Raw genomic sequence first — 21,382 nt, forward strand, 5'->3', positions numbered from 1 at the left:
GCCGATAAGAGAGAAAAGGTTGTCTCCCTTATCAACTCGCCTATACATTCGTCATCTTAGATGACTATATCTAGTTTTAGGGGATGAGTATTGCCACATCCCCTAAAAATCATTAGTTTACTTCTTCAACTGTTACCAAGTGAGATACTGCAGTGATCATACCACGGATAGCAGCATTATCTTCTTTAATAACAGAGCTGTTCAATTTGCCAAGTCCAAGTGCTACAACAGTTTTACGTTGTGATGGAATGCGTCCGATTGGAGACTTAGTCAAAGTAATTTTAATTTGAGCCATTTTATCCCCTTTCTTATGCCAAATCAGAAACTGAAATACCACGAAGGGCAGCAACTTCTTCAGCGCGTTTCAATTGTTTCAAACCTTCAACAGTTGCGCGAACAATGTTGATTGGAGTGTTAGAACCAAGTGATTTAGATGTAATATCTGCCACACCTGCCAATTCCACAACGGCACGAACCGCACCACCAGCGGCAACTCCAGAACCTTCTACAGCAGGTTTCAACAATACTTTAGCTCCACCGAATTCTGAAAGAACTTCGTGTGGGATTGTTGTTCCAACCATAGGAACTTCAATCAAGTTTTTCTTAGCATCTTCTACTGCTTTGCGGATTGCTTCTGGAACTTCTTGAGCCTTACCAGTACCAAATCCTACACGACCGTTGTGGTCACCGACAACAACAAGAGCTGCGAAACGAAGACGACGTCCTCCTTTAACAACTTTTGTAACACGGTTGACAGCAACTACGCGTTCTTCTAATTCAACTGCATTGTCTTTAAATGCCATTTTCTAGTGTCCTCCTATTAGAATTTCAATCCGTTTTCACGAGCTGCATCAGCCAAAGCTTTCACACGTCCGTGATATAGATATCCACCGCGGTCGAACACCACTTCTGAAATACCTTTAGCGTTTGCACGTTCTGCAACGAGTTTACCGACAGCAACGGCTTGTTCAGTTTTAGTTCCTTTTGAAACTTCTTTGTCAAGAGTTGAAGCACTTGCGAGCGTTACACCCGCTACGTCATCAATCACTTGAGCGTAGATGCCTGTATTAGAACGGAATACGTTCAAACGTGGGCGATCAGCAGTTCCAGAGAGTTTTCCGCGAACGCGACGGTGGCGTTTTTGACGGAGTTTGTTTTTATCTGGTTTAGAAATCACAGTTTTCACCTCTTTAGTTTTAAATCGCGTGCTATGCACAAAGTTGGAAAATAGGTTGGTGGTTGAAAATCAACCACTCAACATTATTTACCTGTTTTACCTTCTTTAAGACGAACGTACTCTCCAACGTAACGAATACCTTTACCTTTGTAAGGTTCTGGTGAACGAAGGCTACGTACGTAAGCAGCTGTTTGACCAACCACTTCTTTTGAAATTCCGCTAACAACGATTGTTGTTGGGTTTGGAAGTTCAAAAGTAATCCCTTCTGGAGCTTCAACTTCATCTGGATGAGATTTACCAACAGCCAAAACAAGTTTTGATCCTTGAAGTTGTGCACGGTAACCAACCCCACGCATTTCAAGTTCTTTCTTGAATCCTTCTGATACACCAATTACCATGTTGTTCAAAAGGGCACGAGTAGTTCCGTGGATAGTTTTCATTTCTTTTGAATCGTTTGGACGGTGAAGAGTTACTTCAGTACCTTCCACGCGAATTTCAATATCTTTTGAGAACTTACGAGTAAGTTCTCCTTTAGGTCCTTTTACAGTTACTACGTTGTCATTGTTAGTGACTTCAACACCAGCAGGCAACACGATAACTTTATTACCAATACGTGACATGTTTATTTTCTCCTGTTAAATTGTCAGGCCTAAATGGCCAGTTTTCACGGGGTTAAAGATACTCATTGAGTTCAATAGCTAAATTGAACTCGCTCTAAGAACTGTGCAAAATAAATATGTTGGCTTGTTTGTAAACAAACTTCTCCGACTTCCTAATTTTGCTTTGTTCTTTACGAGCTTTGTATCTGATTTGAGTTCGAGCTGAGAATTTGGTGAAAAAGATAAGTTTGTCTTAGAGCATCGCTCCTGCTACAAACTTTCTATTTTCACAGCATTCTTTTAACGCTCTCACATCATCAATTACCAAACGTAAGCGATAACTTCCCCACCAACATTCTTTTGGCGCGCTTCTTTATCAGTAAGCAAACCTTCAGAAGTTGAAAGGATAGCAATTCCAAGTCCGTTAAGTACTTTTGGAAGATCTTCACGTTTTTTGTAGACACGAAGTCCTGGTTTAGAAACGCGTTTCAAGTTAGTGATAACTTTTTCACCGTTTGGTCCGTATTTAAGGAATACACGGATGATGCCTTGTTTGTCATCTTCGATGATTTCAACGTTTTTTACAAAACCTTCGCGTTTAAGGATTTCAGCAATCCCTTTTTTGATGTTTGATGCAGGTACTTCAAGTACTTCGTGTTTCGCTTGGTTAGCGTTACGAATACGAGTTAGGAAGTCTGCGATTGGGTCAGTCATAACCATTTAGTTTTTCTCCTCTTACTAGTAGTTTGCAAGTTGCACTTGCTAGTTAACACATGATACAAAGAGCGTAACAGCAAGAGCAAAAATAGGCAATTTGATGCAGGAGCGATGCTCCAAAGCAAATTGGTCTTTTTTGCCAAAGCTGTAGCTCGTGTTCAAATTGGTAAGCCCAACTGAACCCGGGCTAAACTCTGCGTGAAAAAGATAAACTTTCCTAGAAACTTCAGTTTCTTCGTCAAGTTTCCTATTTTCACCTGGAGTTTTGACGCCCTTGATATCTTAAATTACCAAGATGCTTTTGTTACACCAGGAATTTGTCCTTTATAAGCTAATTCACGGAAGCAAACACGGCAAAGTTTAAATTTGCGGTAAACTGAATGTGGACGACCACATTTTTCACAACGAGTATAAGCTTGAGTAGAGAACTTCGCTGGACGTTTGTTCTTAGCAATCATTGATTTTTTAGCCATTAGATTTACCTCCTATATTATTTTGCAAAAGGCATTCCAAGGCCTGTAAGCAATGCACGTGACTCTTCGTCAGTGTTAGCAGTTGTTACGATAACGATGTCAAGACCACGAGTTTTGTCAACGTCATCAAAGTTGATTTCTGGGAAGATCAATTGTTCTTTCACACCAAGAGTGTAGTTTCCGCGTCCATCAAATGATTTTGTTGGAACACCGTGGAAGTCACGCACACGTGGAAGTGAAACTGAAACCAATTTATCCAAGAATTCGTACATACGTTCCCCACGAAGGGTAACTTTTGCACCGATCGCTACACCTTCACGAAGACGGAAGCCGGCGATTGATTTTTTAGCTTTAGTGATAAGTGGTTTTTGACCTGAGATAAGTGCCAATTCTTCAGCAGCTTTTTCAAGGCTTTTAGCGTTTGATACAGCTTCACCAACACCCATGTTCAAAACGATCTTATCTACTTTAGGCACAGCCATCACTGATGAGTAGTTGAATTGTTCTGTCAAAGCAGGAACTACTTCATTAAGATATTTTTCTTTTAAACGATTTGCCATTATACTTCTCCTTTCCTTCGTGATTAATCAAGCACTTCGCCTGATTTTTTGTTGTAGCGAACTTTTTTACCGTCTACAAATTTGTAACCAACACGACCAGCTACACCATTTTTGTCCAATACTTGAACGTTTGATACGTGGATAGCTGCTTCTTTCTCGATGATACCACCTTGAGGAAGCTCGTTAGTTGGACGTTGGTGTTTCTTAACGATGTTAACACCTTCAACGATAACTTTGTTTACTTTTGGAAGGGCAGTAAGGACAACAGCTTCTGTTCCCTTATCTTTACCAGCGATTACGCGAACTTTGTCGCCTTTTTTTACAAACATTAGGTTTCTCCTTGATTTTTCTTACGCCCACAAGGGCACCCTAGCTTGAAGCTAGGGGACTAGTTTGTTTCTAAAAATTAAAGTACTTCTGGAGCAAGCGACACGATCTTCATGAAGCCACCTTCACGTAATTCACGTGCAACCGGGCCAAAGATACGTGTTCCGCGAGGAGTTTTGTCATCACGGATGATAACAGCTGCATTTTCGTCAAACTTGATGTATGAACCATCAGCGCGACGAGCACCTGATTTAGTACGAACGATAACAGCTTTTACAACGTCACCTTTTTTAACCGCACCACCAGGAGTAGCTTGTTTTACAGATGCCACAATGACATCACCGATGTTCGCAAATTTACGTTTAGAACCACCAAGAACTTTGATAGTCAAGATTTCACGTGCACCGCTGTTGTCTGCGACTTTCAAACGAGTTTCTGTTTGAATCATTTCAGTTTTCTCCTTTCAGGCTTGATTAGATGATAACCGCTTCTTCAACAACTTCTACAAGACGGAAACGTTTTGTAGCTGAAAGCGGGCGAGTTTCCATGATACGTACGATATCGCCTTCTTTGGCAACATTGTTTTCATCATGTGCTTTGTATTTCTTAGAGTAGTTAATACGTTTACCATAGACTGGGTGGTTACGTTTTGTTTCAACTACAACTGTGATTGTCTTGTCCATTTTGTCAGATACAACACGTCCAACAAGAACTTTACGATTATTGCGTTCCATTGAAATTTCTCCTTCCCTAGTCTATTATTTCGCTTCAGATTGAACTGTTTTGATACGAGCAATTTGTTTTTTAACTTCTTTCAAGCGAGCTGTTTGTTCCAATTGACCAGTAGCAGCTTGGAAACGAAGTTCAAACAATTCTTTTTTCAATTCGTTTTCGCGCTTCGCGAGTTCTTCTTGAGAAAGACCACGAAGTTCTTTAACAAATTCTTTTACTTCATTAAGTTTCATGCCTTCTCCTTATTCTGCTTCACGTTTTACGAATTTAGTTTTAACTGGCAATTTGTGGCTAGCAAGACGAAGCGCTTCACGTGCAATCTCTTCAGATACACCAGCGATTTCGAACATCACTTTACCGCGTTTAACTGGTGCAACCCAACCTTCAGGTGCCCCTTTACCAGATCCCATACGCACACCGATAGCTTTAGCAGTGTATGATTTGTGTGGGAAGATTTTAATCCAAACTTTACCACCACGTTTCATATAACGAGTCATGGCGATACGAGCAGCTTCGATTTGGCGGTTAGTAATCCAGTGGCTAGTTGTAGCTTGAAGACCGTATTCACCGAATGCTACTTCTTTTCCACCTTTTGCTTCACCGCGCATTTTTCCACGGAATTCACGACGGTGTTTAACACGTTTAGGTACTAACATTGGTTATTTACCTCCTTTAGTGTTTTTACGAGCTGGAAGAACTTCACCACGGTAGATCCATACTTTAACACCAAGTTTACCGTATGTTGTGTCTGCTTCTTCCCAAGCGTAATCGATATCTGCACGAAGTGTGTGAAGTGGAACAGTTCCTTCAGAGTATCCTTCAGCACGGGCGATATCTGCACCGTTCAAACGACCTGATACTTGAGTTTTGATTCCTTTAGCTCCAGCACGCATTGCACGTTGGATTGCTTGTTTTTGTGCACGACGGAAAGCAACACGTTGCTCCAATTGACGAGCAATTCCTTCACCTACAAGGTGAGCATCCAAATCAGGTTGTTTGATTTCGATGATGTTGATGTGTACTTGTTTTCCAGTCAATTTGTTAAGTTTTGCACGGAGTGCATCAACGTTAGCACCACCTTTACCGATAACCATACCTGGTTTAGCAGTGTGAAGTGAAACGTTAACTTTGTTTACTGCGCGTTCGATTTCGATAGTTGAAACCGCTGCGTCAGCTAGTTCTTTTTGAACGAATTTACGGATTGCAAGATCTTCATGAAGGTAATCCGCGTATTCTTTTTCAGCATACCATTTGGCATCCCAATCACGGATGATGCCGACACGCATACCAATTGGATGTACTTTTTGACCCACGATGTTACCTCCTTATTTTTCTGCAACAGCCACAGTGATGTGAGCTGTACGTTTGTTGATTGGTGAAGCTGAACCTTTCGCACGTGGACGGAAACGTTTCATAGTTGGTCCTTCGTTTGCGAATGCTTCAGATACTACCAAGTTAGCTTTGTCCAAACCAAAGTTGTTTTCAGCGTTAGCTACAGCTGAGTTCAAAACTTTCAAGATGATTTCAGCAGCTTTGTTTGGTGTGAATGTCAAGATTGCAATAGCGTCGGCTACGCTTTTACCACGAATATTGTCAAGAACAAGACGTGATTTACGAGGTGAAACACGTACTGTACGAGCCATTGCTTTAGCTGAAGTAATTTCTGCCATTTATGTTCTCCTTATTTTCTACGTGTTTTCTTGTCGTCTGCAGCGTGACCTTTGTAAGTACGAGTCGGTGCGAATTCACCAAGTTTGTGACCTACCATGTCTTCTTGGATGTAAACAGGTACGTGTTTACGTCCGTCATAAACTGCAATAGTGTAACCAATGAAACTTGGGAAGATCGTTGAACGACGTGACCAAGTTTTGATAACTTTTTTCTTTTCGTCGTTAGCTTGAGCTTCAACTTTTTTCATCAAATGCTCATCGACGAAAGGTCCTTTTTTAAGACTGCGTCCCATTTTTATGTTTTCTCCTTTAAATGTTGTACCACAGCGGCTTGCGCTCACATGGAGCGCTACCGAGCTGGCGGATTATCTAGCGCTTATGCGACTAGTTTTAAATTATTTCTCGTTGCGACGACGAACGATAAGTTTGTCAGATTTCGCTTTCTTGTTACGAGTTTTAAGACCAAGAGCAGGTTTGCCCCATGGAGTAGATGGCGCTTTACGACCAACTGGTGCTTTACCTTCACCACCACCGTGTGGGTGATCGTTAGGGTTCATTACAGAACCACGAACTGTTGGGCGGATACCTTTCCAACGGCTACGTCCTGCTTTACCAAGGTTTACAAGTCCATGTTGTTCGTTTCCGACAACACCAACTGTTGCACGACAAGTTCCAAGAATCATACGTACTTCGCCAGATTGAAGACGAACAAGAACATATTTACCTTCTTGACCCAATACTTGAGCAGAAGCTCCAGCTGCACGCACTAATTCTCCACCACGACCTGGTTTCAATTCGATGTTGTGGATCAAAGTACCAACTGGAATGTTAGCAAGTGGAAGAGCATTTCCGACTTTGATATCTGCTTCTGGGCCTGAAACGATACGTTGACCAACTTCGAGACCTTTTGGAGCGATGATGTATGCTTTCACACCGTCTGTGTAGTGTACAAGAGCGATGTTTGCAGAACGGTTTGGATCGTACTCGATAGTTTTAACAACTGCTTCAACGTTGTCTTTGTTACGTTTGAAGTCAACCAAACGGTAGAAACGTTTGTGCCCACCACCTTGGTGACGAACAGTGATACGACCGTTGTTGTTACGACCAGCCTTGTTCTTCAAAGCAACAAGCAATGATTTTTCAGGAGCGCTTGTTGTGATTTCAGCGAAATCCAAAGAAGTCATATTACGGCGACCGTTTGTTGTTGGTTTATAAACACGAATTCCCACGATATTTCCTCCTTAGATTATTCAGCTTCAGCAGCAAACAACTCGATTGCTTTTGAATCAGCTGTAAGTGTGATGATAGCTTTTTTAGTTTTGTTAGTAAAACCAGTGTAACGTCCAACACGTTTAGCTTTAGGTTTTACGTTGATTGTGTTGACATTTGCAACCTTAACACCTTCAAAAGCAGCTTCAACAGCTTGCTTAATCAAAAGTTTGTGTGCACGAGTGTCAACTTCAAATACATACTTTCCTGCTTCAAGTTGAGCCATTGAGCTTTCAGTAATAACAGGTTTTTTGATAACATCATACAAATTCATTATGCAAGAACCTCCTCGATTTTAGAGATAGCTGCTTGAGTAACAAGAAGTTTGTCACTATTTGCGATGTCAAGAACACTTGCAGTTGTAGCAGTCGCAACTTTCACGTTTGGAAGGTTACGAGCTGAAAGAGCTGCGAATTCGTTTCCTTCTTCAAGAATAACAAGGACTTTAGAATCGATGCTCAAAGCTGCAAGAACTTTTGCAAATTCAGCAGTTTTTGGAGCTGTAAATTCAAGAGAATCAACGGCTACAAATTTGTTTTCAGCAACTTTTTCTGAGTAAACAGATTTAAGCGCAAGGCGACGAACTTTTTGAGGAAGTTTGTACGCATAGCTACGTGGAGTTGGTCCGAAGACAGTTCCACCACCACGCCATTGTGGAGAGCGGATAGAACCTTGACGAGCACGTCCAGTTCCTTTTTGACGCCATGGTTTGCGTCCACCACCTGAAACAGCTGAGCGATTTTTAACTGCGTGAGTTCCTTGACGAAGGCTAGCACGTTGGCTGATGATCACATCAAACACAACAGATTGGTTTGGTTCAATACCAAAGATTGCATCGTTAAGAACAACTTCGCCAGCTTGTTTACCAGTTTGGTCGAATAATGTTACATTTGCCATTTTGACTGTATTCCCCTTTCCTTATTATTTACCAGCTTTAACTGCTGACTTGATAGTGATAAGAGATTTCTTAGCACCTGGTACGTTACCTTTGATAAGGATAACGTTCTTTTCTGGAACAACTTGTACAACTTCAAGGTTTTGAATTGTCACGCGGTCGCCACCCATACGTCCTGCAAGGTTTTTACCTTTGAACACGCGGTTAGGTGCAACAGGTCCCATAGAACCTGGACGACGGTGGTAACGAGAACCGTGAGCCATTGGTCCACGTGATTGTCCATGGCGTTTGATAACACCTTGGAAACCTTTACCTTTAGAAGTACCAGTTACGTCAACAACGTCTCCAGCTGCGAATGTTTCAACTGTGATTTCAGCACCAACTTCCAAGCCTTCAACGTTTTTGAATTCACGAATGAAGCGCTTAGGAGCCGTGTTAGCTTTCGCTACATGTCCTTTAGCAGGTTTGTTGCTCAATACTTCGCGTTTGTCATCGAAACCAACTTGGATAGCGTTATATCCGTCTGTTTCTACAGTTTTAACTTGAAGAACAACGTTTGGAGTTGCTTCAATAACTGTTACAGGGATCAATTCGCCAGCTTCAGTGAAGATTTGAGTCATTCCCACTTTTTTCCCTAAGATTCCTTTTGTCATGAGAAAATAGTTCCTTTTCTATATTTTTTATTCAAAAAGTTTTTAACGAGCGTTTTTCATGCTCAAGGTTTCAAACTTCGGATTAAAGTTTGATTTCTACGTTTACACCACTTGGAAGATCCAATTTCATCAACGCATCAACTGTTTTTTGAGTTGGATTAACGATATCGATCAAACGTTTGTGTGTACGCATTTCAAATTGTTCGCGAGAGTCTTTGTATTTGTGAGTCGCACGAATGATTGTGTAGAGGCTACGTTCAGTCGGAAGTGGGATTGGACCCGCAACTTGTGCACCTGTACGAGTAGCTGATTCTACGATTTTTGCAGCCGCTGTGTCAAGCGTACGGTGTTCGTAAGCTTTCAAACGGATACGGATTTTTTTGTTTGCCATCTTTTTCTCCTTTTCGTCTATTTAAGATAATAGGCTAGCTCCACAAGAAAACCGACGCGCGTTGCGTGGCAATGCAACCGAGCGTGTCGCAACCTCTTGCATCAAAGCTAAGTCTGTATTTTACAGCACCATAATAGAATAACACAAAGCCCCTGCGATTGCAAGGGATTTGTGAGCTTTTTTTCGTTTTTTTGGGATGAAACTGTTTTCCTATTTCATCTTCATACAATTACTAATTTACGACTATTAAAACCAATCTTTTCTTCTATATAATACGAGTCATTTTGACTTTGAATTTGTCTTGCGATTGATCCACTAAGATATCTGCTTTAGACTCGGTTTCTCTATAGTAACGCAGATACTGCTCCCGTCTCATCTGATGGCTAGCTAACACAAAGGAAGCATCTCGATTTCTCATAATAGTATCTCGAGCTAGACGCCTCTTTAATTCTGTTTCTTCGTCCGCGTAGAAGCAGATGGTTTTGTCAAAGAGTTCCTTGGGTAGAAAGCCCACAGACATCCCTTCAACAATCAGAATCGGTTTGGCTCCAGATAAGATCTCACTTGGCTTCTAAGGTTCATCAATCGTCAAGATGTCCATACCTGCCTTTAAAGCTACAATATCTCTTTCTAAACTTGCCAGTTCATGCGCCACTGGCAGACAAGATGTCACCTTTTGATCAGGTGCTTGCTTTGGTACTACTAGGTGACGTTCTGAGGTGATATAGGGATCTGTTTCTAGTAAATTTACTGTAGTAGAATCTAGGGCCTGATATAATTCCTGAGCGAATGTTGACTTGCCTGAAGCTCCATGACCGTAAATCCCCAGCGTCCTAACCCTTCCCGTTTCAATCTCTGAAACCAGTTTGTCTACTAACTCTTTTTTTCTTCATTCTCTCTTCACCTGTTCATAGCTTTCTTTTCCGTCATTAAGCTTGTCCCAAATCACCACTTGCCCACTTTTGAGAGATTTTTGCACATCGATAATTCGTTGATTGGAAGAACCTCGGAACTGGAGCATGAGATTTCGCTTGCTTTTATCATACCGTCCATCGACAAGGATATCAATCAGCGATAAGAGTTCCAGTTTATCTGGAGTCTCCAGCATCATTTCTTCCCACGTGTAGCCCGTCCATGACCAGATGTCTTTGTCTGGCAATTCCTTTCGAATGCGTTTTACGAGAGGCAAGAGAATGCCCGTATTAAGAAAGGGCTCTCCCCCCAGCAAAGTCAAGCCTTGAACATAGGGTTGAGCGAGATCTTCCATAATCTGTTCTTCTAATTCTGCTGTATAGGGAATGCCTGCGTTGAAAGACCAAGTCGCAACATTATAGCACCCCTCGCAGTGAAACATGCAGCCTGATACATAGAGAGAGTTGCGCACACCTTCTCCATCGACAAAGTTAAAGGCCTTGTAATCAATGATTCGCCCTTTACTAAGCTCCTCGCTTTTCCATTCACCCGGTTTTGGTGTATTCCATGTCATCCTTCTACTCCAAATCTATCCAGTAACGTTCTACGCCATTGCGAACATCCTCAAACGCCCCACCATTTGCCACAATCACCGCTCTGCTAGCAGGATTTTCCACACTGCAGGTCACAAGCGCTTTTTTGATATTCTTTTGCTTGGCTACTTGCAAGCCTTGTCGGAGAGCTTCTTTGGCATAACCTTTGCCTCTTTCAGACGGTCGGATGGAATAGCCAATATGGCCCCCATTTTCTAGTAAGTAGTCATTTAATCGGAGACGAAGGTTGAGAAAGCCAAGAGCTTGGCCTGCTACGTCAAAACTAACCAGCTGGATAGCAGGAACCCCGTTTTCAGGAATATTGAGTCCCGCTTCCGCTTGAAGATTTTCTTCTAGCCACTCTTCATAAACAAAATTGTTGGCGTTCCAAAACCCACCATCGTGGGCTGATTGAGTCTGTTCAAACTCTGCCATCATCTCTAAAACTGTTTCTTTATCTGCCAATGTTGGTCTGCGTAGTTCCATCCTTACCTCCTGCTAAGAGAAAAGCGAGAGCGGACTCTCACTTTTATTTTTTCTTGTTCTTGTTTAAAAACTGTTCTCTAAGATTGAGCAAGCGTTCTTTTTTACCTGTTCCACCTTTCGAATGTTTCTCGTGATAACGGGTCACTTGTGCACGTCCCTTATCGTCTAATTGGTATTTCCCCATTCCATTTCCTTCTAATTTGTTACTTCATGTCCGGCTGTTTTAATGGTTGAACCATTCATGTGTTTGACACGCGCAGCGATTTCCTTGTGGCGTCCATTAACCATCGGACGCGCTTGAGGATTCCCCAGATAACCACACGTACGTTTGACCACGTCTACTGTTTTAGGGTCGCTATTGCCACAGTTTGGACAAGCAAAGCCCCTCTCTGTCGGTTCAAAATCCCCTTCAAAGTCACACTTATAACAATGATCAATCGGAGTATTGGTCCCTAGATACCCTACACGATCATAGGCGTAGTCCCAGACAGCTTCCAAGGCTTTTGGATTTTGTTGGAGAACTGGATACTCACAGTAGTGGATGAAACCACCTGTTGCACCTGCTTCTGGATAAGCCTTCTCAAAGTCCAATTTTTCAAACGGCGTTGGATTTTTACGCACATCATAGTGGAACGAGTTGGTGTAGTATTCCTTGTCTGTAATATCAGGAATAGAACCGAACTTTTCTGTATCCAAGCGACAGAAGCGATCTGTTAGACTTTCAGACGGTGTCGAGTAGATAGAGAAATGGTAGCCATATTGGTCAGACCACTCTTCCACCCGACGTTTCATATCGCGAATGATATCCAGTGTGAATTCCTTGGCTTCTGGATTGTGTTCCCAGCTATTTCCAAAGAAGACTGTCGCTACCTCGTACAAACCGATGTAGCCCAATGAAACTGTCGCACGACGATTCTTAAAGAGCTGATCAACGCTCTCGTCTTTTCCAAGACGGCGTCCGAAGGCCCCGTACTGATAGAGAATAGGGGCGTTTGCTGGTGTTGCTTCCTTGGTCCGTTCAACACGGTAAACTAGAGCATCTTCTGCGATGTTCATCCGCTCGTTGAAGATTTCCCAGAACTTATTCATGTCGCCCTCAGACTCGAGGGCAATACGAGGAAGGTTGACCGTCACAACACCTAGATTCATCCGACCAGAATTGACTTCTACGCCATTCTCATCCTTCCATCCTTGAAGGAAAGAACGGCAACCCATAGGTACCTTGAAAGAACCAGTCAACTCGATAATCTTATCATAGGATAAGACATCCGGGTACATCCGTTTGGTTGCACACTCGAGGGCCAACTGTTTGATGTCATAGTTTGGAGTCCCTTCTTCCAAGTTAAGGCCTCTTTTAAGCGTAAAGATGAGTTTAGGGAAGATGGCTGTGCGGTGTTCTGAGCCAAGACCCTTGATACGAATGGTCAAGATAGCTTTTTGAATTTCCCGTTCAAAACGACTAGTTCCTAAACCAAAACCTAGTGAAGTAAAAGGTGTTTGTCCATTTGAAGTGAAGAGGGTGTTGATTTCATACTCAAGAGATTGCATGGCATCATAGATGTCTTTTTGGGTTTTCTTCCAAGCATAATCATCCCGTTTTTCAGGCAAGACCCACTCTTCCGCATCTTTGAGGTGCTTTTGGTAATTCTTCTCTGCATAAGGTGCCAAGACTTCATCAATACGGTCAGCTGAACAGCCCCCGTACTGGCTAGAAGCAACGTTGGCAATGATTTGCGAAATCTGAGCTGTCGCAGTCTGGATAGACTTGGGACTCTCTACCTCTGCGTTACCAATTTTAAAGCCATTTTCCAGCATGCCTTTAAAATCAATCAAACAGCAGTTAGTCATAGGAGTGTAGGGGCTGTAGTCCAAGTCATGATAGTGTATATCCCCTTTTTGGTGAGCATTGGCTACGTGCTTAGGAAGCATTTGCAATCCGATTGATTTCCCCACAATCCCTGCTGTCAAATCACGTTGAGTATTAAAGACATCGCTGTCTTTATTGGCATTTTCATTGACAACCGCTTGATCTTTATTGAGAAGTTTATGAATGCTAAAGTTGATATCTGTCGCTTTTGAGCGCTCAAAATCCCTCTGTGTCCGATAAGTGATATACTCTTCAGCCAAGGCATATTCTTTGGCTTCAAGAAGTTCATGTTCTACGATATTCTGAATCTCATAAATCTTCACACCTTTAGGGAAACGACTGTGAATTTCGGTAACGATTCTTTCAACTAGACCATTTAGGCGTTTTTCTACTAGAGGCGTAACGTCCATAACCTTTTCCGCCGCCTTGTGGAGAGCCTTGTCAATCTTGTCTACATCAAATACTACACGTCTACCATCTCGTTTTTCAACGAACAAGGTGGGAACGGTTGCAAGCTTTTCTTCTAATACAATCATATCCATGCTCTTTTCTAAAATATTGTTAAATAGTTTATATTCAGTATTATACCACTCTAAAAATAAAAATCAATATCTTGTGTTAAAAATCCTAAAATTTTTAAAATTCCACAAGATATTGATTTTTGTTATTTGAATTTATAAAGCTTAAACTCGCTAGTATCTGTCTGAACAAGCTCATAGTTTTCACTGAGCCAGCTCTCTACATCTGACCACAAGGCAACTTTTTGATTGACCACAATCATCTTCGGTTGATTCTCTTTCAGATCATTCATCAGTTTGGTTTTATTTTCGTCGCTTGCAGTATAGAGTGTTGGAGTTGATAGAGAAGTCGGCGCCAAGCGTTCACTTGCACGGTAGAAATCAGGACGATCATCCCAAGCATAGACACGATCCTCAGAACTCGTTTGCTGCTTTACCATGCTAGCAAGACGTTCTCTCTCCTGATAAGTCGCTGGATGCGAAAGGTAGCGACTCACGATAGGAAGAACAATAAGATAGGCAAGGGCAATCAGTGGTAGATAGAAATTTCCTTTAAGGAAAGAAGTTTGTTTCTCACGTCTTCTTCTACGACGACTGCCTCCATCCGAAACATCTTCCTTGATTCCTGTCAGAAGGAGCAAGACCAAGAAAGGAATTAGTACCACAAGATGAGTACCGTTGATGGGTTCTTTGGAAAAAATCAAGAGCCCCAAAGAAAGCAATAAGCCCAAACTAGCAGCAATCGATAGGGAATATTGCTTAGCTGATTTTGACTGGAACAAACCAGAAAAGAGCAAACTAAGGGAACCTAGCCCAATAGCAAGTAAGCCGTAGAAGGCTGCATTTTCAAGCAAATGCGCATTTGAAAAGAAGCTAAGAGTATTTACCGGATACAAGGTCTGGCTAATGGCATCCCCAAAACTACCTGTTAATACTGTATAGTAGCCCAAAGGATAGAATAAGAGTGAGAACCCTAAGGCTGACGCAAAAAATTGATATAAACCATGAACAAAGTGACCTTTGCCTAAGTTAAAGCCGATAATTCCCAAGGCTAGTGTAGCTGCAAATAAGGCTGTTGGGGTTGGCGCAAGGAAGAAAGCGAGAGCAAGGCTCATACCAACACGTAAAAATCCTTTGTCACCGTTTGGATAAGCTAGGTAGTTCGTAACAATGCTAAGTGAATAAAATAGGAAAGGCAAGGCTAGCAAGAGAGCATAGCCACCACCAAAAGCGAGACCTGCTACCAACAAATTAAACACAAACACAAGCTGCTTGGCTTCTTCTACACGGTCTGTAAGACTATCCGCAGATTTAAAAAGAAAAACGCCTGCTCCAAACAAGGCCAACCACTCAACCAAAGCAATCAGAATACTGCCTTGTGAAAGATAGGTAAGCAGGTAATAGAGCAATCCCTCCGTCCCAAAATAATCGGTATACATTTGACCATTTTGATGCAAAGCCCAACCGGTATAAAGATCCTGAGTTTGTCGCGGGCTTACTAAACCAAAAATAAGGGGGATAACCACAGAAATAGCTGTAGCCACTAAACTCCAAAGCAAGATACTAAAAAAGGGAATCGGAGCTCCTTCTCGCTTTTCTGGAACGGACCAGTCTTGGTAATGAGATTCTTCTTGTTTCTCATCTATTTTCCCATATACATTCATTCAATTTCTCCTCTAAGTTTATCTGTTTTAGTATATCAAAATCTTACAGGAATGTCAGCTTGGGATTGATATTTGCTGAATTTCTTATTCAATAGCGCAAAGCGTTCGATTTCACGAAAACGGTGGAATCGACTGTCTCTATACTCTCTAATAAAATCGTCATCTTCTAGATTAAGCATGTTTTTCTCCTTTACCTATCTATTCGTAAGAAGACAAAAAAGATCCAGCCTTGGGCTAGATCTTGATGGATAGTTAGAGCATAGGTGCAAACAACTGGACAATTTCCTTGATCAGGCTTTGATACCAGCTTGTTTTGATGGTGTGGGGATAAATTTCTTGAGAAACTTTAAAAATCTCTTCAAAGTCCCTTTCAATATCAATGATGGACTGCGTTCTATAAAGTAAGACGGCATTTTCATAGTGATGAAGCAAACTCCGATAGTCAAAATTGATGGTTCCCACAGTAGCCGCCTCTCCATCAACAAGCATTTGCTTGCTATGAAGGAATCCCGGGCTATACTCATAAATACGAACCCCCGCAGATAGCAAGTCTGGGTAGGCTCCTCGAGTAACTAACTGAATAACCTTTTTATCTGGGATACACGGCGTCACAATTCGCACATCTACCCCTCTCAATGCTGCATTTTTAATACTTTCAGTTAGATCGTAGTCAGCAATCAGATAGGGAGTCGTGATGTAGACGTAGTCTGTAGCTTGATTGATAAGATTTTGATAGACCGTTTTTCCAACCTGGGCTCGGTAGATGGGTTTGGGACCGCTACTGTAAGGGATACAAAGCCCCATCCCATCTTTGGGTTGATTTTCGAGATGGTATTGGTCAAAGTCACTAATTTCCCCACGGTTAATATACCAAGTTGATAAAAAGAGTCTAGTAAAAGCCTTAACTGCCGATCCATCTAGGCGAATACCGCTATCCTTCCAGTAACCAAAGCGTTCGATATGGTTGATATACTCATCTGCTAGATTGGCACCACCTGTATAGGCAATCTGCCCATCGATAATCATGATTTTACGGTGGTCACGGTTGTTATAGGCAACGGTCAAGCGTGGAATCACCTTGTTAAATTTATGGGCTTCAATCCCTCGGCTACGAAGGTGGATGGTATAATCCCCAGGTAAGGTTGCCATGCATCCAATATCGTCATAAAGGAGTTTCACTTCTACTCCTTGAGCTGCCTTTTCTTCCAAAATCTCCAAAATACTATTCCACATCAAACCTTCTTCGATGATATAGTATTCAAGAAAGATAAACTTCTCGGCTTTTTTGAGATCCTCTAGCATCTGACGCCACATGCTTTCCCCTGAAGGGAAAAAATGGGTATCCGTTCGATTATAGACATCTGCATTCGTGTCCATACTGAGGAGAGATTTGATAACCCCGTAAGCCGACTTGTCTTGTTCTTTTAACTCCAAACGGAGAGCCCTGCTATTGTCCTCTCGGTAAACCATTGATTGGAGCTGCTTTAGCTGCTTCAATTCTTTTTTAGATAAACGGCGCTCTCCAAACATGATATAGAGCAAAGGGCCAAAAACTGGCACAAAGGCTACTAACAACCATGTTACCTTACTCTCAGGATTCATAGATCTATTCACAATCGATACAATGGTCGCTAAGCTTACTAAAATGACAAGGATAATCCAGAGAATCGGAGCCATCCGCCCCAGATAGAGAAATAAACCAAAGACGATAAACAACTCTGCCAACATGATAGTAATACTAAAACCATACTTGGACATGAGTAGCTGCATTTTTCTAGCTGTCATAGATCCCCTTCCTTTTCTAACATTCTCCTTAACTGCTTAATAAACTAATCTTTCTACTAGTATACCTCAGTTCAGGGGTAGATAGCAACCTTTTACTCTTGCCCTTCCATTTTCAGATGTGTATTACAGTTTGAGAGCCAACATATTGACTGTCATACCTGCTGCAGTTCCCATAAGGTAGACGGTATCTCCTTCTTTAACCAATCCATGGTCCAATGAATAGGCCAAGCCAAATGGCACAGAGACTGACACCATATTTCCATAGTCCGTGACGAGATTGAGGTATTGATTCTCAGCCACACCTAGCTTTTCCATAACCAAAGGAAGAGCACGACTTGCTTGGTGAGGAATGATATAGTCCACGTCTGCCAAGGCTAGCTGGGTCTTTTCTTGAAACTCTTCAAACATGACTGGGATTTTACGAGCTGACAAGAGGAGGATTTTCTTTCCCTTCATATCAAACATATAGTTGGTCTTAGTCGCTTCAGAGTACTCTTTTGGTTGAAAAGAAGTCAGACCTCCACGAATTTCCGTATCGTGAGCTCCTTCTGACCAAGTACGTTGGAGACTAGCAATGACCCCTTTTTCCTGATGGCTTTTTTGGAAAATAAAGGCTGCCGCCCCATCACTAAAGAGTTCAAAACTTTCTTTTTGCTTGGGATTGAGCCCTAAACTACCAACCTCACTAGACACGATCAGAACACGATTGTATTCGCCCGCCTCAATCAAGTGGGACATGGTCGATAGGGCAGAAATAAAGCTAGTACAGGTCGTATTGATATCCATAGCTGGAATAGAGAGTCCTTTTGCCACGCGCTCATGAATCAAGGCAGCAGTACAAGGAATAGGCTGAACTCCAACTGCACTAGCTGATACAAGGCAATCGATATCTTTAATATCTAAATTTGCATGTTCAAGCGCACGCTGAATCGCTACCTCTGCCAAGTCGAGTTGCGTTTCTTCATTTTCAACTACACGATAACGAGTCTGGTCTTTGAATTGGACGGTATGTTTGGGAAGGCAAACACCATAACCAGCGATTTCTACATGTCTTTTTACTTCTGTCATTGTCTATTATCCTTTCATAAACGTTGGATTCGTTTGAGTTTACGGCTAGTATCCCAGTGATAATCTGAAAATTGGATTTGAGGAACTATGAACTCTTTTTGCTGGGCCAAGAGTTGGAACTGTGCTAAAATCGCTGTCTCTACGTCCTCATCTCGTTGGCTTAGGCAAACTTCCACTAACTTCTCGGAATGTTGCTTGACTTGGTAATCTCCTACATTCTCCACAAAAAGGATGCAGCGCCTGATAAAGTCTGGATAGATAGTTACCTGTCCCCCATCCAGTCCTTCAAAATAGAAGATGTCGTCAGAGCGTCCTTCGACCTTGTCAATCCGTGTATAGCAGGAGCCACAGGGACAAGGCTCCGGATTTTCAACCAAGATATCATTGAGCTGGTAGCGATAAACAGGCTGACTGCTTCGTTTAAAGTCCGTAATCACTGGATAGAAACGTCGGTCATCCAGATACCGCTTTTCCACAAAGATAATGTCTTCGTTGAGATGTAGATTACCAGCTGGGCAAGTGCAGGCTAAGAAACCTTCAGTCGCCTGATAAACTTGGTCAATAATGGATAGAGAAAAGGCTTCAGCGATCCGTTCCCTATCACTATCTTCTAAGATTTCTGCCACCGAAACGATTTTTTGTGGATGGATGGCTAACTGTCCAGCCTTGAGACGCTTGCTCAATTCAATCAACATAGAGGCTGGCGCCACAATAATCGTCGGTTGGTAGCTATTGAGACGCTCGATATGCTCATCTGTATGTTTGAAAATATCAAAATACTCTAAACGAATGAGGGCCGTATTGATGGTCTGATAGAGTTCATTATCAGCTCTTAGGAAAAAGGCGATACGATGTCCAAAAAGCTGACCCTTTGGCAACATCTTGGCTAAGATAGCCGCTGCCCACATACTTCGCTCTTTCTCTGTTGTGATAAAGAGGCCCCGATGTCCAGATGTCCCTGAAGACAGACCGACTGCTACTTCGCCTTTAAGTTCACTGAAATCACGGGTTTTCTCACTTTCAATAGCTAAGGATAAGGCTTCATCACGATCCACTCCTTGGGTGTTGAGCTCATTGAAATGTTCCATCATAAAAGCCTTATCCATATGGTCAAAGTCGCTAGGCACCCCATTTTTAAAGTAGGGTGACTCTCGCTTTAAAAAGTCCATATAGTTAGCTAATTGCTTTTTCTGATAGTTTTCTAAGGCTTCTCGAGATTTGAAATGATGAAGCCAACGCGTTTGAATAAAGGTTTTAAGAAAGGTTATTTTTTTCATGTAAGATTGACTCTATCCTTTCTACAGGGTCATGACTAACAAGCACCTCAATTCCGTCTTTCAAGACTTCCTCCAGAAACTCTGTCCCCTTGATATAGTCCACCTTGTTATCTTGAACCAAGGAAGGAATCAGGTGCATCTGTTTGGTGTAAGGCAAGAGGTCAATTCCCCAGCAAAGATCTGCTGCAATGAGGAGATTAAGGTCTGGAAGATACAGACAGGCTTGCCCCCTAGCATGCCCATCAACAGAAGCTACTAGGATACTGCTATCTCCAAAGAGGTCACAAATCGGACCATAGGGAAAGTTTGAATAGCGCTGATTTGCCTTGATAACGGTCAGTCTTTTCTCAAAATCAACTGGTAAAAACTCTTTAAAGACCAAATCCTTGAGCTTGGGTTTCTGGTAAACTTCAAAAACCTCTTGAGTCAGGATAAATTGAGCGTTCGGGAAAAAACTTGCCCCTCCTAAATGGTCTGGATGGAGATGAGACAACATGACATAAGTAATCTCTTCTGGTCTAATTCCTTTTGCCTTCAATAAGTATGAAATCTGATCCTTTTCCGTCATCTGAACAGGAGTTCCTAGACGGTAAAAACCATAGCGTAGCTTCGTCTTAATGTTATAGTGATAACCCGTATCATATAGTAGATAGCCCTTGTCTCTGTGCTTAATCAGAAAGACGCCAGCTGGGAAGGTCATCTTTTTATTCTTGACTCCTTTAAATAGCAAACCCGCATAACTAGTACAATATCCGGCAGGGAAATAATCAATACTTTCGATAATCTTGGACATATTGTTCAATCCCTTCTGAAATACTGATTTGAGGGCGATAACCCAAGTCTCGCTCCGCCTTGCTGATGTCCAGCGTCTGGCTATACCGCAGCAAATAATAGGTATAGCGTGTCAGAGCCGGCTCGCCTTTAAGTTTCAAGGTCTTATAAAGAAACTCTAAACTACTTGCAATAGCTGAAAGAATAGGAGCCGGCACTTTTCTGTATGTTATCGGATAGCCCAGTCCTCTCAGGGTTTCTTCTATCAAATCCTTAAAGGCTCTTGGTTCCCCGTTGGTAATATTATAAACTTCGCCACTAGCTTGAGGAGCCTCTAGAGCCAAGCGAATGGCCAGAGCGACATTTTCCACACAGGTCATATCCATGAGCTGACGGCCATCTCCTATCAAGGGAATGCCAATTCTCTGACTGAGTTTGAGAACCCGAGGCAAAATACTGGTATCCCCAATCCCAAAAAGCCCACGAGGTCGTAAGATAATGCTCGGAACATCGGGATAATCCTTAAACAGCTTCTCCGAAGCCAGTTTACTACGGATATAGTTGTTAAGCTTATTTTCCTGAGGCGCATCACTTTCTTTGATAGCTAGCTGATCTCGAGGAGTAGCATAGATGCTAGGCGAGGACACATAAACCAAACGCTGAATACCAGCCTCTCGGCAAGCATCCAGAACATACTTAGTCCCTAAGACATTTGTCTGGTAGAAATCCTCCCAAGGCCCCCAAACGGTAGAAAGAGCACCCGCATGCACAACCATGTCCATCCCCTGACAAGCCCGAGCCAAGTCCTCTTGCTTGGTCAAATCTCCCTGAAAAAATGCCACAGAGGAGTTTTCTAAAGACTGACCCACCTTGCGATTGCGTCCAAAAGCGCGTACCTGATAGCCCTGCTGACTGAGCTCTTCAACAACATACTTGCCTAGAAAGCCCGTAGCACCTGTTACCAATACTTTCTTCATT

Annotated in this window: 31 protein-coding genes and 1 pseudogene; all 32 read right to left on the minus strand. The window is 42.3% G+C overall.

Going from position 1 to position 21,382, the window contains the following annotated elements; translation table 11 throughout:
• Positions 1-112: 112 nt before the first annotated feature.
• Positions 113-295 (minus strand): 50S ribosomal protein L30, encoded by a 183-nt coding sequence (rpmD, locus tag M9H69_RS08870; RefSeq protein ID WP_000057241.1) that lies wholly within the window; start codon positions 293-295, stop codon positions 113-115.
• 13 nt (positions 296-308) lie between these two features.
• Positions 309-803 (minus strand): 30S ribosomal protein S5, encoded by a 495-nt coding sequence (gene rpsE / locus M9H69_RS08875; protein WP_000874204.1) that lies wholly within the window; start codon positions 801-803, stop codon positions 309-311.
• Positions 804-820: 17 nt separating this feature from the next.
• The gene (gene rplR, locus M9H69_RS08880) at positions 821-1,177 is read right to left on the minus strand and encodes a 50S ribosomal protein L18 (protein ID WP_000624044.1); all 357 of its coding nucleotides are present in this window, start codon (positions 1,175-1,177) and stop codon (positions 821-823) included.
• Positions 1,178-1,260: 83 nt separating this feature from the next.
• Positions 1,261-1,797 carry a 50S ribosomal protein L6 gene (gene rplF, locus M9H69_RS08885; protein ID WP_000086642.1) on the minus strand — a complete coding sequence of 179 codons (537 nt, stop codon included), beginning with the start codon at positions 1,795-1,797 and terminating at the stop codon, positions 1,261-1,263.
• A 300-nt stretch (positions 1,798-2,097) separates the two neighbouring features.
• Entirely contained in the window at positions 2,098-2,496 is a 399-nt protein-coding gene (gene rpsH / locus M9H69_RS08890) for a 30S ribosomal protein S8 (protein WP_000245504.1), read from the minus strand.
• Between the two features lie 284 nt (positions 2,497-2,780).
• Entirely contained in the window at positions 2,781-2,966 is a 186-nt protein-coding gene (locus M9H69_RS08895) for a type Z 30S ribosomal protein S14 (RefSeq protein WP_001085697.1), read from the minus strand.
• Positions 2,967-2,983: 17 nt separating this feature from the next.
• Positions 2,984-3,526, minus strand: coding sequence for a 50S ribosomal protein L5 (gene rplE, locus M9H69_RS08900; protein ID WP_000013542.1), 543 nt, complete (start codon positions 3,524-3,526; stop codon positions 2,984-2,986).
• Positions 3,527-3,549: 23 nt separating this feature from the next.
• Positions 3,550-3,855 carry a 50S ribosomal protein L24 gene (gene rplX, locus M9H69_RS08905; RefSeq protein ID WP_000497691.1) on the minus strand — a complete coding sequence of 102 codons (306 nt, stop codon included), beginning with the start codon at positions 3,853-3,855 and terminating at the stop codon, positions 3,550-3,552.
• 77 nt (positions 3,856-3,932) lie between these two features.
• On the minus strand, positions 3,933-4,301 hold the full coding sequence (rplN, locus tag M9H69_RS08910; RefSeq protein WP_000616547.1) for a 50S ribosomal protein L14: 369 nt from the start codon (positions 4,299-4,301) through the stop codon (positions 3,933-3,935).
• Between the two features lie 25 nt (positions 4,302-4,326).
• The gene (rpsQ, locus tag M9H69_RS08915) at positions 4,327-4,587 is read right to left on the minus strand and encodes a 30S ribosomal protein S17 (protein ID WP_000440801.1); all 261 of its coding nucleotides are present in this window, start codon (positions 4,585-4,587) and stop codon (positions 4,327-4,329) included.
• A gap of 24 nt (positions 4,588-4,611) precedes the next feature.
• Positions 4,612-4,818: a 50S ribosomal protein L29 gene (rpmC, locus tag M9H69_RS08920; protein ID WP_000772918.1), complete on the minus strand. Its 207-nt coding sequence runs from the start codon at positions 4,816-4,818 to the stop codon at positions 4,612-4,614.
• Between the two features lie 9 nt (positions 4,819-4,827).
• A complete protein-coding gene (gene rplP, locus M9H69_RS08925; RefSeq protein ID WP_000960947.1) occupies positions 4,828-5,241 on the minus strand; it encodes a 50S ribosomal protein L16 in 414 nt (137 codons plus the stop codon).
• A gap of 3 nt (positions 5,242-5,244) precedes the next feature.
• On the minus strand, positions 5,245-5,898 hold the full coding sequence (rpsC, locus tag M9H69_RS08930; protein WP_000529936.1) for a 30S ribosomal protein S3: 654 nt from the start codon (positions 5,896-5,898) through the stop codon (positions 5,245-5,247).
• 12 nt (positions 5,899-5,910) lie between these two features.
• On the minus strand, positions 5,911-6,255 hold the full coding sequence (gene rplV, locus M9H69_RS08935) for a 50S ribosomal protein L22 (RefSeq protein WP_000818137.1): 345 nt from the start codon (positions 6,253-6,255) through the stop codon (positions 5,911-5,913).
• 11 nt (positions 6,256-6,266) lie between these two features.
• Positions 6,267-6,548 (minus strand): 30S ribosomal protein S19, encoded by a 282-nt coding sequence (gene rpsS / locus M9H69_RS08940; RefSeq protein ID WP_000533766.1) that lies wholly within the window; start codon positions 6,546-6,548, stop codon positions 6,267-6,269.
• Between the two features lie 102 nt (positions 6,549-6,650).
• Positions 6,651-7,484 (minus strand): 50S ribosomal protein L2, encoded by an 834-nt coding sequence (gene rplB / locus M9H69_RS08945; RefSeq protein ID WP_000512901.1) that lies wholly within the window; start codon positions 7,482-7,484, stop codon positions 6,651-6,653.
• A gap of 17 nt (positions 7,485-7,501) precedes the next feature.
• Entirely contained in the window at positions 7,502-7,798 is a 297-nt protein-coding gene (locus M9H69_RS08950; protein ID WP_001055347.1) for a 50S ribosomal protein L23, read from the minus strand.
• Entirely contained in the window at positions 7,798-8,421 is a 624-nt protein-coding gene (rplD, locus tag M9H69_RS08955; RefSeq protein ID WP_000024550.1) for a 50S ribosomal protein L4, read from the minus strand. The genes M9H69_RS08950 and rplD overlap by 1 nt, the downstream gene beginning before the upstream one ends.
• A 24-nt stretch (positions 8,422-8,445) precedes the next feature.
• On the minus strand, positions 8,446-9,072 hold the full coding sequence (gene rplC, locus M9H69_RS08960; protein WP_000160197.1) for a 50S ribosomal protein L3: 627 nt from the start codon (positions 9,070-9,072) through the stop codon (positions 8,446-8,448).
• An 82-nt stretch (positions 9,073-9,154) separates the two neighbouring features.
• On the minus strand, positions 9,155-9,463 hold the full coding sequence (gene rpsJ, locus M9H69_RS08965) for a 30S ribosomal protein S10 (RefSeq protein WP_001284513.1): 309 nt from the start codon (positions 9,461-9,463) through the stop codon (positions 9,155-9,157).
• Positions 9,464-9,728: 265 nt separating this feature from the next.
• Positions 9,729-10,328: pseudogene (locus M9H69_RS08970) on the minus strand (uridine kinase family protein).
• A 24-nt stretch (positions 10,329-10,352) separates the two neighbouring features.
• Positions 10,353-10,949, minus strand: a complete 597-nt coding sequence (gene nrdG / locus M9H69_RS08975) for an anaerobic ribonucleoside-triphosphate reductase activating protein (protein ID WP_000220159.1) — start codon at positions 10,947-10,949, stop codon at positions 10,353-10,355.
• 4 nt (positions 10,950-10,953) lie between these two features.
• Positions 10,954-11,454 (minus strand): GNAT family N-acetyltransferase, encoded by a 501-nt coding sequence (locus M9H69_RS08980; RefSeq protein WP_250315433.1) that lies wholly within the window; start codon positions 11,452-11,454, stop codon positions 10,954-10,956.
• A 43-nt stretch (positions 11,455-11,497) separates the two neighbouring features.
• Positions 11,498-11,638 (minus strand): hypothetical protein, encoded by a 141-nt coding sequence (locus M9H69_RS08985; RefSeq protein ID WP_000521625.1) that lies wholly within the window; start codon positions 11,636-11,638, stop codon positions 11,498-11,500.
• 11 nt (positions 11,639-11,649) lie between these two features.
• Positions 11,650-13,857: an anaerobic ribonucleoside-triphosphate reductase gene (gene nrdD / locus M9H69_RS08990; protein ID WP_250315434.1), complete on the minus strand. Its 2,208-nt coding sequence runs from the start codon at positions 13,855-13,857 to the stop codon at positions 11,650-11,652.
• Between the two features lie 128 nt (positions 13,858-13,985).
• On the minus strand, positions 13,986-15,503 hold the full coding sequence (locus tag M9H69_RS08995; protein WP_250315435.1) for a damage-inducible protein CinA: 1,518 nt from the start codon (positions 15,501-15,503) through the stop codon (positions 13,986-13,988).
• A gap of 35 nt (positions 15,504-15,538) precedes the next feature.
• Complete coding sequence (locus M9H69_RS09000; RefSeq protein ID WP_193431989.1) at positions 15,539-15,682, minus strand: hypothetical protein; 144 nt, start codon at positions 15,680-15,682, stop codon at positions 15,539-15,541.
• 73 nt (positions 15,683-15,755) lie between these two features.
• On the minus strand, positions 15,756-17,288 hold the full coding sequence (gene cls, locus M9H69_RS09005; protein WP_250315436.1) for a cardiolipin synthase: 1,533 nt from the start codon (positions 17,286-17,288) through the stop codon (positions 15,756-15,758).
• A 123-nt stretch (positions 17,289-17,411) separates the two neighbouring features.
• On the minus strand, positions 17,412-18,356 hold the full coding sequence (locus tag M9H69_RS09010) for a 3-oxoacyl-[acyl-carrier-protein] synthase III C-terminal domain-containing protein (protein ID WP_049538541.1): 945 nt from the start codon (positions 18,354-18,356) through the stop codon (positions 17,412-17,414).
• Positions 18,357-18,370: 14 nt separating this feature from the next.
• On the minus strand, positions 18,371-19,633 hold the full coding sequence (locus M9H69_RS09015) for a F390 synthetase-related protein (RefSeq protein ID WP_250315437.1): 1,263 nt from the start codon (positions 19,631-19,633) through the stop codon (positions 18,371-18,373).
• Positions 19,611-20,426, minus strand: coding sequence for an MBL fold metallo-hydrolase (locus M9H69_RS09020; protein WP_250315438.1), 816 nt, complete (start codon positions 20,424-20,426; stop codon positions 19,611-19,613). The genes M9H69_RS09015 and M9H69_RS09020 overlap by 23 nt, the downstream gene beginning before the upstream one ends.
• Entirely contained in the window at positions 20,401-21,381 is a 981-nt protein-coding gene (locus M9H69_RS09025; protein WP_250315439.1) for an NAD-dependent epimerase/dehydratase family protein, read from the minus strand. The genes M9H69_RS09020 and M9H69_RS09025 overlap by 26 nt, the downstream gene beginning before the upstream one ends.
• Position 21,382 lies beyond the last annotated feature (1 nt).

The sequence above is a fragment of the Streptococcus oralis genome, from assembly GCF_023611505.1.
Lineage (GTDB): Bacteria > Bacillota > Bacilli > Lactobacillales > Streptococcaceae > Streptococcus > Streptococcus oralis_CT.

What these genes read in the sequence shown, in the direction of transcription:
- rpmD (WP_000057241.1), bottom strand. Translation starts at nt 295, where the DNA reads ATGGCTCAAATTAAAATTACTTTGACTAAGTCTCCAATCGGACGCATT.
- rpsE (WP_000874204.1), bottom strand. Translation starts at nt 803, where the DNA reads ATGGCATTTAAAGACAATGCAGTTGAATTAGAAGAACGCGTAGTTGCT.
- rplF (WP_000086642.1), bottom strand. Translation starts at nt 1,797, where the DNA reads ATGTCACGTATTGGTAATAAAGTTATCGTGTTGCCTGCTGGTGTTGAA.
- rpsH (WP_000245504.1), bottom strand. Translation starts at nt 2,496, where the DNA reads ATGGTTATGACTGACCCAATCGCAGACTTCCTAACTCGTATTCGTAAC.
- M9H69_RS08895 (WP_001085697.1), bottom strand. Translation starts at nt 2,966, where the DNA reads ATGGCTAAAAAATCAATGATTGCTAAGAACAAACGTCCAGCGAAGTTC.
- rplE (WP_000013542.1), bottom strand. Translation starts at nt 3,526, where the DNA reads ATGGCAAATCGTTTAAAAGAAAAATATCTTAATGAAGTAGTTCCTGCT.
- rplX (WP_000497691.1), bottom strand. Translation starts at nt 3,855, where the DNA reads ATGTTTGTAAAAAAAGGCGACAAAGTTCGCGTAATCGCTGGTAAAGAT.
- rplN (WP_000616547.1), bottom strand. Translation starts at nt 4,301, where the DNA reads ATGATTCAAACAGAAACTCGTTTGAAAGTCGCAGACAACAGCGGTGCA.
- rpsQ (WP_000440801.1), bottom strand. Translation starts at nt 4,587, where the DNA reads ATGGAACGCAATAATCGTAAAGTTCTTGTTGGACGTGTTGTATCTGAC.
- rpmC (WP_000772918.1), bottom strand. Translation starts at nt 4,818, where the DNA reads ATGAAACTTAATGAAGTAAAAGAATTTGTTAAAGAACTTCGTGGTCTT.
- rplP (WP_000960947.1), bottom strand. Translation starts at nt 5,241, where the DNA reads ATGTTAGTACCTAAACGTGTTAAACACCGTCGTGAATTCCGTGGAAAA.
- rplV (WP_000818137.1), bottom strand. Translation starts at nt 6,255, where the DNA reads ATGGCAGAAATTACTTCAGCTAAAGCAATGGCTCGTACAGTACGTGTT.
- rpsS (WP_000533766.1), bottom strand. Translation starts at nt 6,548, where the DNA reads ATGGGACGCAGTCTTAAAAAAGGACCTTTCGTCGATGAGCATTTGATG.
- M9H69_RS08950 (WP_001055347.1), bottom strand. Translation starts at nt 7,798, where the DNA reads ATGAATTTGTATGATGTTATCAAAAAACCTGTTATTACTGAAAGCTCA.
- rplD (WP_000024550.1), bottom strand. Translation starts at nt 8,421, where the DNA reads ATGGCAAATGTAACATTATTCGACCAAACTGGTAAACAAGCTGGCGAA.
- rplC (WP_000160197.1), bottom strand. Translation starts at nt 9,072, where the DNA reads ATGACAAAAGGAATCTTAGGGAAAAAAGTGGGAATGACTCAAATCTTC.
- rpsJ (WP_001284513.1), bottom strand. Translation starts at nt 9,463, where the DNA reads ATGGCAAACAAAAAAATCCGTATCCGTTTGAAAGCTTACGAACACCGT.
- nrdG (WP_000220159.1), bottom strand. Translation starts at nt 10,949, where the DNA reads ATGACATGGAATACACCAAAACCGGGTGAATGGAAAAGCGAGGAGCTT.
- M9H69_RS08980 (WP_250315433.1), bottom strand. Translation starts at nt 11,454, where the DNA reads ATGGAACTACGCAGACCAACATTGGCAGATAAAGAAACAGTTTTAGAG.
- M9H69_RS08985 (WP_000521625.1), bottom strand. Translation starts at nt 11,638, where the DNA reads ATGGGGAAATACCAATTAGACGATAAGGGACGTGCACAAGTGACCCGT.
- nrdD (WP_250315434.1), bottom strand. Translation starts at nt 13,857, where the DNA reads ATGATTGTATTAGAAGAAAAGCTTGCAACCGTTCCCACCTTGTTCGTT.
- M9H69_RS08995 (WP_250315435.1), bottom strand. Translation starts at nt 15,503, where the DNA reads ATGAATGTATATGGGAAAATAGATGAGAAACAAGAAGAATCTCATTAC.
- M9H69_RS09000 (WP_193431989.1), bottom strand. Translation starts at nt 15,682, where the DNA reads ATGCTTAATCTAGAAGATGACGATTTTATTAGAGAGTATAGAGACAGT.
- cls (WP_250315436.1), bottom strand. Translation starts at nt 17,288, where the DNA reads ATGACAGCTAGAAAAATGCAGCTACTCATGTCCAAGTATGGTTTTAGT.
- M9H69_RS09010 (WP_049538541.1), bottom strand. Translation starts at nt 18,356, where the DNA reads ATGACAGAAGTAAAAAGACATGTAGAAATCGCTGGTTATGGTGTTTGC.
- M9H69_RS09015 (WP_250315437.1), bottom strand. Translation starts at nt 19,633, where the DNA reads ATGAAAAAAATAACCTTTCTTAAAACCTTTATTCAAACGCGTTGGCTT.
- M9H69_RS09020 (WP_250315438.1), bottom strand. Translation starts at nt 20,426, where the DNA reads ATGTCCAAGATTATCGAAAGTATTGATTATTTCCCTGCCGGATATTGT.
- M9H69_RS09025 (WP_250315439.1), bottom strand. Translation starts at nt 21,381, where the DNA reads ATGAAGAAAGTATTGGTAACAGGTGCTACGGGCTTTCTAGGCAAGTAT.